This window comes from Acinetobacter sp. YH12095 (assembly GCF_013419245.1).
GTDB lineage: Bacteria > Pseudomonadota > Gammaproteobacteria > Pseudomonadales > Moraxellaceae > Acinetobacter > Acinetobacter towneri.
Window position 1 is genome coordinate 1 of sequence record NZ_VPAL01000029.1, and the last position, 8,446, is coordinate 8,446.

General features: G+C 34.8%; 8 protein-coding genes and 1 pseudogene. 6 read left to right on the plus strand and 3 right to left on the minus strand.

The genetic code is table 11. The features are described from left to right. Positions 1–165: 165 nt before the first annotated feature. Positions 166–702: a hypothetical protein gene (locus tag FTU35_RS12760; protein WP_180064785.1), complete on the plus strand. Its 537-nt coding sequence runs from the start codon at positions 166–168 to the stop codon at positions 700–702. Positions 703–976: 274 nt separating this feature from the next. On the opposite strand, the gene FTU35_RS12765 is transcribed toward FTU35_RS12760, so the two are convergent. The 3 genes and pseudogenes from FTU35_RS12765 to FTU35_RS13575 form a co-directional block, all read right to left on the minus strand. Then, a complete protein-coding gene (locus FTU35_RS12765; protein WP_180064786.1) occupies positions 977–1,333 on the minus strand; it encodes a lysozyme inhibitor LprI family protein in 357 nt (118 codons plus the stop codon). A 431-nt stretch (positions 1,334–1,764) separates the two neighbouring features. Beyond that, entirely contained in the window at positions 1,765–3,006 is a 1,242-nt protein-coding gene (locus tag FTU35_RS12770; protein ID WP_257224339.1) for an IS256 family transposase, read from the minus strand. Continuing rightward, a pseudogene (locus FTU35_RS13575) lies at positions 2,942–3,073 on the minus strand (helix-turn-helix domain-containing protein); the annotation flags it as partial. The gene FTU35_RS12770 and the pseudogene FTU35_RS13575, both read right to left, overlap by 65 nt. A 250-nt stretch (positions 3,074–3,323) precedes the next feature. On the opposite strand from FTU35_RS13575, the gene FTU35_RS12780 reads away from it, so the two are divergent. The 5 genes from FTU35_RS12780 (at position 3,324) to FTU35_RS12800 (ending at position 8,246) form a co-directional block, all read left to right on the plus strand. Continuing rightward, positions 3,324–4,691 (plus strand): MBOAT family protein, encoded by a 1,368-nt coding sequence (locus FTU35_RS12780; RefSeq protein WP_306670071.1) that lies wholly within the window; start codon positions 3,324–3,326, stop codon positions 4,689–4,691. Continuing rightward, positions 4,678–5,757 (plus strand): DUF459 domain-containing protein, encoded by a 1,080-nt coding sequence (locus FTU35_RS12785; RefSeq protein ID WP_180064788.1) that lies wholly within the window; start codon positions 4,678–4,680, stop codon positions 5,755–5,757. Before FTU35_RS12780 ends, FTU35_RS12785 begins: the two co-directional genes overlap by 14 nt. A 25-nt stretch (positions 5,758–5,782) precedes the next feature. After that, the gene (locus FTU35_RS12790; protein ID WP_180064789.1) at positions 5,783–7,054 is read left to right on the plus strand and encodes an SGNH/GDSL hydrolase family protein; all 1,272 of its coding nucleotides are present in this window, start codon (positions 5,783–5,785) and stop codon (positions 7,052–7,054) included. 248 nt (positions 7,055–7,302) lie between these two features. Continuing rightward, positions 7,303–7,650 (plus strand): hypothetical protein, encoded by a 348-nt coding sequence (locus FTU35_RS12795; RefSeq protein ID WP_180064790.1) that lies wholly within the window; start codon positions 7,303–7,305, stop codon positions 7,648–7,650. Positions 7,651–7,874: 224 nt separating this feature from the next. Continuing rightward, positions 7,875–8,246: a hypothetical protein gene (locus tag FTU35_RS12800; RefSeq protein ID WP_180064791.1), complete on the plus strand. Its 372-nt coding sequence runs from the start codon at positions 7,875–7,877 to the stop codon at positions 8,244–8,246. Positions 8,247–8,446 lie beyond the last annotated feature (200 nt).

The window sequence follows — 8,446 nt, forward strand, 5'->3', positions numbered from 1 at the left end:
CAAAGCACTTTAAATGTGACTTGTTCCATTTTAGAGATTTGTTTAAGATAAGATATAACTCATTGAGATGTGTCATAGTATTCGTCGTTAGAAAACAATTATTGTGACATTATTTCAATGAGTTATCAATTTTTGTCGTGTACAGAGATTTTTTTTGAGGGTTTTATGAGAATTTTAATTTCAGCATTAGGGTTAATGGTTTCAAGTGTAGGGTATGCAGCAGATTGGACTCCAGTCTTTAAGTCTTTGGAAGACGGCTGTACGACAAATCATGCGGTATTTAATTCTCTATCCGAAAATCTTATTCAACTAAAAGAAGTAAAAGACATGACAGTTGTTGATGTTCATCCATCTGCCAAAAAAGGGAATTACGCAAAAACTCCACAGCCATATCGCAATGATATGCGACCTGCGATTGTTAGAAAATTGAATGTAAATGAGGATTTCTATAAATACAATGAAGTATTTATCGGTTTAAAAAATGCTACTGCTTATGGGGTGCCATTGCTTGGCTTCAGCGAGTATACAAGTGGTATAAATGGTATTTATGGACATATTATCTATTTTAAAACACCAAATGCTCAACAATTAAAACGACTTAAAAAGATTAAATTCACTGAAGATAAAGATATGGGCTTTAAAGGTGAAATTGTTAAAGCTAAAAATGGACAATATCTTCTAGTTTGCGACTCTAGCACTTAATCTTTGCTATATATTTAGGGGCTTAGGAAGATAAAGAGGATTGTTACGGAGTATTTTAAGCAAATCGAGGTATAAATTACCATGGCGATGATTGAAGCGATATTCCGTTTCTTTAAGAGTAAGCGTCCGCAGCTCAATTAGGGGCGCTTTGCATTTCAAATCTTTGTGCAACAAAGCCCTTTCGATTTAACCTTCTTCTACATCAATAATGGCTGCATTTAATCCCAGCATACTTTTTGAAAAACCACCAAGTTTTCTACTCCCCCAAATAGCTTTAATTTTTTACCTGTTTTTTTAATTTAGTTAAACGTTCATCATATTCACCGAGCATACAATATGTATAGTGTTCTTGACTGTTTTCACATGATTTTTCGGTATTTCTTAACCATTTTTGCTGCTGGTTTTTAAGTAAATCATATTTTTGAACATTACTCTTTTTTACTTGATTAAAAATTGTTGTAATTTCAGACTTATACTTAGTAATAGCATAGTCACTACACTGTTCTACTACTGCGTTATTGATGTTACCACTCAAATCCAAGCAAATTGAATAGTAATCTACATTCTTTGCTTGGGTATTAAAACCCATTGCTATTAATAATAAAGCCAAAGTTACATTTTTATATTTCACAATAATTCCTCCCAATAATATTTTAGAATAAGTTGCCCTTAAAAAGTAAACATGTATATGTTTGTTTGGTTTTATCCTATAGATAAGTTAAGGCTAATGGTCTAAAAGAACTTTTTACATATTTACTTTAAACACTAAACTTATCTAAATTACTTCATAAGAAATTTAGATAAAAATTTGGTGGTGTTCTAAAAAGTATGCTCATCTCAAAAGTAGGCAACGAGACACAATTCGGTTATATTTAAATGTGTGAAAATCGAAATAGAACTTCATTGTCCTCGTTGCCAGAGTACAAGTATAAAGAAGAATGGCACTGTTGCAAATAGAGATTTGAGTCGATGAAGTTCCCTTTAAAAAGTGCTTAGAGACCGAAAACCCGAGGGTGTAAATAATTCTGGAGGGCGTTCAAAATTCTGTGTCAGTAAATTTGACTAGATTTTAATTATATCATCTAATCGACCTTCAAAGTAAATGGATAATTGAGTAATCGTTTGTCCCCATTCCTGAATAGGCATTGTCCATTTTTCCGATGCCTGTTGAATACCAATATACAGTAATTTCATCAGACTATCCTCATTGGGGAAAGCTCCTTTGGTTTTGGTTAGTTTGCGGAATTGACGATGTACGGCTTCAACGGCATTGGTGGTGTAAATCGGCTTCCTAATCGCTTTAGGGTATTTGAAATAGGCGGATAGTAGATGCCATTTGGTACGCCATGACTGAATGACCACACCATATTTTTCGCCCCATTTTTCTTCTAGCTCATCCAGTGCTACTTCTGCCGCCCCTTTGGTATCAGCACGGTAAATTGGCTTTAAATCAGCCATAAATGCCTTCTGATCTTTACTGGCAACATAGCGTAAAGAATTACGAATTTGATGAACGATACACAGTTGTATTTCTGTTTGAGGGTAAATCGCTGCTATGGCTTCGGGGAAACCTTTTAGTCCATCTACACAGGCAATCAGAATATCCTGAACACCACGATTTTGTAGGTCTGTCAGTACACTAAGCCAATGGTTCGCCCCTTCGCTTTCCGATAAATACAAGCCGAGTAGTTCCTTCTTACCTTCAACATTTAAAGCTAAAATGGTATAGATCGCTTTGCTCACATAAACACCTTTATCTTTCACTTTGTAATGTATGGCATCTAACCAAACAAAGGGATAAATTGTATCGAGTGGGCGTTGTTTCCATGCTTGTAACTGAGGGAGGAGCTTATCTGTAATATTGGTGATAGCACCATCTGAAATCTCCAATCCATACATATCAGCAACATGCTTTTGAATATCACGATAGCTCATACCAAGTGCATAGAGTGATATGATTTTATTGTCAATTTCTTCTGATAATTTGGTCTGGTTCTTTTTAACTAACTGTGGCTCAAATTCACCATTTCGATCTCTAGGGGTTTCAAGCTCAAATGAACCTGATGTAGATTTTACTGTCTTGCGAGTATAGCCATTGCGGCGATTACCTTGTTTCGGATTCGCTTCAATGTAATTCTCGATTTCTGCTTCAAGAGCAGCTTCGGTCAGTTGTTTAATTAAAGGGGTGAGTATGCCATTTTCTCCAGTCAGTGCTTGTCCTGACTGGAGTTGTTTTAAGGCTTTTACCTTCAGAAAGCCAGAGAATAGTTTGGGCACGTTGTCTTTCACGCCAATGTTTTGCATGCTTGGCCAGAAAAATGAGTCGTTCTCGCTGTTCTAAACTAAGTGGTACAGAAACAATTCGAGACATGTGTGAACATCTGTTAACTAAAAAAACTTTTTTCGCATGATTAGTTATTTTTGTCAACTTAAATTTTTTCTGAAAAAATATGTTATATTTAGGTAATTTTATGTAGCTGAATAGAAAAATGTTTTCTTTTTTATCTATAGAATTCGCATTGTCGTTCATTCTATTTTTTGGTATTTATTGGGTATTTAGGAATAAGCCTCAAATTCAGAATCTGATTCTAGTTATTACAAGTTATTTGCTGGTTTATTTGATGGCTGGTGGGTTAGCTATCACTATTTTATTTATCTTTAGTTTGATAGTTTATTTAATATCGATATTAATGGATCGATATGTTTTACTTAAGAAAAAATTATTAATTTTTGGAATTGTAATAACCTTAATTCAGCTAAGTGTCTTTAAATATTACGATTTTTTTAAACCGATAGTTTCTGAATCTTTAGATAAACTTAATTTAGACAATTCAGGATTGGCAGCAAATTTAATTTTACCTTTAGGCATTTCCTATTACTCATTCCAAGCGATTAGTTATTTGGTTAGTCGTTATAGGAATGAAATAGATTGCCCTAGATTTAATTTAATTCAACTTTTAATGCATTTTTCATTCTTTGTAACTATAACAGCCGGCCCTATCGCTCGTGCTCAGAATGCAAAGGGGTTGACTGATATTAGTGGCCAGTCATGTGGAATGAGTACACAGATAACGACGAATCAGCCCCGTAAAATTTTATTACCGAGCTTGGCTTTAATACTTCTGGTTTTAGCGTTAATAAAAAAATGGTGGATCGCAGGTTGGCTTGCTGATCAATGGGTAAATCCTGTATTCGCTAACCCAATGCAATATCATAGCTTAGAAATATTGGCTGCAATTTATGGTTATACCTTACAGCTATTTCTCGATTTCTCCGGCTACAGTGAAATGATGATCGCTTTTGGCCTGCTGTTGGGTTTTAGATTGCCTGTAAACTTTAGAGCTCCGTTACTTGCCCACAACATTCGTGATTTTTGGGATAAATGGCATATCAGTTTGTCTACCTGGATACGAGACTATATTTATATCCCGCTAGGGGGGAGCCGGGGTGGTTTTACACTAACCCAATTAAATCTAGTGATTGCAATGGTGTTATCAGGTATATGGCATGGTTCAGGATGGAATTTTTTTATCTGGGGATTGTTACACGGCTTAGCATTAGTACTGCTTAATATCTCAGATAAAATCTATCAAAAGGTCTTTAAAGTAGACATAAAACATGCACGTGATGCTTTTGCAAAATCAAGCTGGATAGGGAAAACCACTAGCGTATTTTTCACAATCACCTTTGTTAGTTTTTGCTTTGTTTTCTTTAGAGCCAAAACCTTCGAAGAGGCATTGCAAGTATTTAGAGCCTTATTGAGTAATCATATCAATGTCCAATGGACAAGTAACCCATTATATTTACTTACTTTATTAACGATAGCCTGGGTGATTTACCCATTTGTTTATCGGGCATTAAGTAATTTAAGTTCATATCAACGAAACATCCCAAGATATGCATTGCTAGTACCGCTCTTCGCTATTTTCATCACTATTATCATTTGTGCACCTTCTGGAATTCCTGGATTTATATATGCAAATTTCTAATGAGTCAAAACTGCTAGAGCTTGAATATGAAATTAATGCTCATGAATTTAGTCCAGCTGATGATCATGTTCAGAGTTATATTTTTATTCTGGTTACCCTGATTTTTTTTGCATTTTTATCAATTTGGATTATGCAAAAATCAGTCAATGCCTATTTTCAGCAGACTTATCATAGAGAAAGCCCTTTATCTAAGTTAGAAAAATTTGAAGTATGGACATTAGGTGGGCAGATTGGTGATCTTTTATATACGAAACATGGCTTGAATAAAGCCATGATTGGTCAATTAAATACCGAGATCATAAGTCAATACAATGAGCATTATGCGTATACACCAGAATATCGCCAGTACTTAATACAACTTGAAAAACAAGAAAAAATCAGATTGGCGAAAGAAGAACAAGCAAGGGCACATCAAGCCTTACTTGACCAATTTACCTTGACCAAAACTGACCAAGTTTTCTTTGCAGGTGACTCATTAATGCAGGGGGTTGCACCGCATGTGCAAAAGCATTTGCAAGAAAAATTTGGTATTAAAACCATTAATTTAAGTAAACAAAGTACCGGCTTATCTTACCCAAGCTTCTTTGATTGGCCTAAAACAATTCAAGATACTATTTCTGCAAATAAGCAAATTAAAGTTTTAGTCGTGTTCTTAGGAGCGAATGATCCTTGGGATATGCCAAACCCTAAAGGTGGAAGTTACCTTAAATTTCAATCGCCTGAATGGGAGACTGTCTATCGTTCTCGCATTTCTCAAATTATTCAAACAGCCAAAGAAAATCGAATTAGTGTGATGTGGTTGAGTCCACCAAACATGAAAAAAGATTCGTTGAATCAACAAATGGTATATTTAAATCGAGTCATTAGTGATGAAGTGAAAAAGCATCAGGCATTTTTTATTGATTCCAGACCATTACTCGGTGGAAAAAACGATATTTACAATGAATATGTTACTAAAAATGGAAATTCTATTAAAATGCGTAGTGCTGATGGAATCCATTTTTCAACAGATGGTCAGAAACTGATTGCACAAGTTATTTCAAGCCATCTAAAAATTATTCATTAAACTCAATAAAATACAGGTTAAATCTATGTTGATTAAAAAGTCAGTTTATTTAGGTGTATTTTGTATTTTAACGATCGGATCGCCAGTTTGCGCTAGTAATTTGACCAATTTTAATGATCCTAATACCGACCAATTAATATCTGCTTTTAAAAATAAATCTGTTCATATTGTTCAATTCGGTGATTCCCATACAGCGGCTGATGTAATGACAGGAACGTTAAGGTCTCAATTACAAAACCGGTTAGGAAACGGTGGAATGGGGTGGGGAATGCCTATGTATTTTTCTGGGCAACGTTTAGTCCGTTATGGGTACGATAACAATGGTTGGGAGCCAATCTCTAGTCGCCAGCAACGAGATCAAAATTATACTTTGGGGGGCTTAATCGCTACCCCTAAGTTTAATGGAGCAACTTTAACCATTAAATCAAAACAAAGTGAACTTTCGCAAAAAATCAAAGTAAATTTAAGGCAGGCTGCAACGGATGGTAAGTTTTTGGGCCGAGATGCACAAGGGCGTCAATTTGAGATTGAAGCCCCAATCAAAAACAATACCTGGCAAACAGTCGAGTTTGTGGCACAGCTACCATTTACCATCACTTCTTCAAATGCAGAACAATCAGCAATTGGGGGATGGTGGGCAAAAAATCAAAATGGTGGGGGTGCTGTTGTTTCAGCATTAGGAATTAATGGAGCAGAATTATCATATTGGAATCGCTGGAACGAGGAGTGGCAGCAAAATTTAAAGAGCATTTCGCCTGAATTGATTATTATTGCTTATGGAACAAACGAAGCATTTAACGACAATATTGATGTTGATAAGTATAAAAATTTATTAATGTCGAAAGTTGATCAGATCCGTCTAGCGAGTCCTGATACTGCCATTATGATTGTTTCAGCACCAGAAAGCTTAAAAAATATCACGGGGCAATGTGGGATAAGACCAATTAAATTAACTGCGATTCAAAATGTGCAGTACCAAGTTGCACAGCAAAAGCATACTTTGTATTGGAATTGGCAACAAGCCATGGGGGGTGAATGCTCGATGAAATCTTGGATTAATCAAGGTTTAGGTCGAAAAGATGGGGTTCATTTTACAGAAGCAGGGTATCAAAAATTAGGACAAGCATTGGCAGAGGGTCTGCTGTCTTTTGTAGGATTACAACAAAGTTATAACACTCCTTCGAATACAGAAGTTAATGTGGCGAAATCTTCACAGCAGTATAAACCTTCAACAAATACAGGATATGCGAGTATTTGCTTGGAAGGAACTAAAGAGTGTAAAAGTATAAATTTTTAACAAGTGGCAGTTCATAGATGGTTATGCGTGTCTAGAATTTTAGTGGCTAGTCAATCAATCATCACAAAGTAGTGCAATTTTAAAATCAGTATTTATTCAACAATATGGGATAGCTAAGTTATGATCTTAGATCATTAGTTAGCTAGTTACTATCCAATCGAAATAAGCGTTTTTTTATGAAATTTTTTTTAGCTATCCTCCTACCAATAGTATTTTTTAACTCAGCATATGCTTCAAAGGTCAATATCATGTTTATTGGTAAATGGGGAATTAATAAAGCCGCTTGTCGTGGCATGGTGAATGGTGATGATTTTAGGGTTTTAAGTATAAAAAATAGTGAAGTTAACCAAATTAAAGATGAGCGTTATGAAGGTTATTCACATATAAATATCACTCATTTTCTGCAAAGTCCTACTAATGAATTACATGGCTCAGGATTCAGGTATACATTTCATGATGAAGAAGGGGGCAATATTCATAGAGAACGAGAAAAAGTTCATTATGTTTTAATCAACAATAAATTATATTCAATTGATGAATATATTTCAGAAAATGGAAAAACTGAGTCTTATACAACTTCTTTTATTAGATGTTAGGTAATCCCCCCTAAAAATAAAAGGATCTAAAAGTAGAATCTTCTCTTAAGATACAAGCAGGATATCCTGCTTGAACTACCTGGAACAGCAGAAGTAGTCTATGATCTGGAAGTAGCATTCAAAACTGAAATGCAAGAATTTCACTATAAGCCAAAGATAGCATTTAACGGCTCAACAACAGAATGTTATACTGGATTATCACAAACAATACAGCAACTTATAGAATGAAAAAGACATTAATAAGCTTATTATTACTTTCTTCAACATTAGCTTATGCTAACAACTCAGACTCACCTCAAACAATAAATGTGGGAAAGAAAGCAATTCAGTCTACTATTAAAGGACATATATTTTGGGTAGAAGCTGATGATGGTAAGCAATATCGTCATAGAGTAATTAATTATCATGATTTTAAATATAATTTAGATGAGGGGCCATCTCATAACTACTTCATTACTTTACGATTAAAAGATATAGATGATCCAGAGACACAAACGATTGACTGTAAAACAAGTCTAAATTATGACTATCCAACTGGAGATATTGACTATCCAGACTCCATTGACTTCAGATGGTGCAAAATTAATGAATTTTAATTAATATTTTATAAAACAGTACATTATGTTTATATAAATCATTTTTCTATTTATAGTCTATGGAAGTTCGAATGTAAGCATCCGGCTAACACAGCCTTACCAAGCGATCCTATAAGCCTTAATTTAGTTCCCACCTAAAAACAAGTGGGGACTTAATCCATGAACATGGATATATATTCAGCAACACCTCCTGTTGCTAA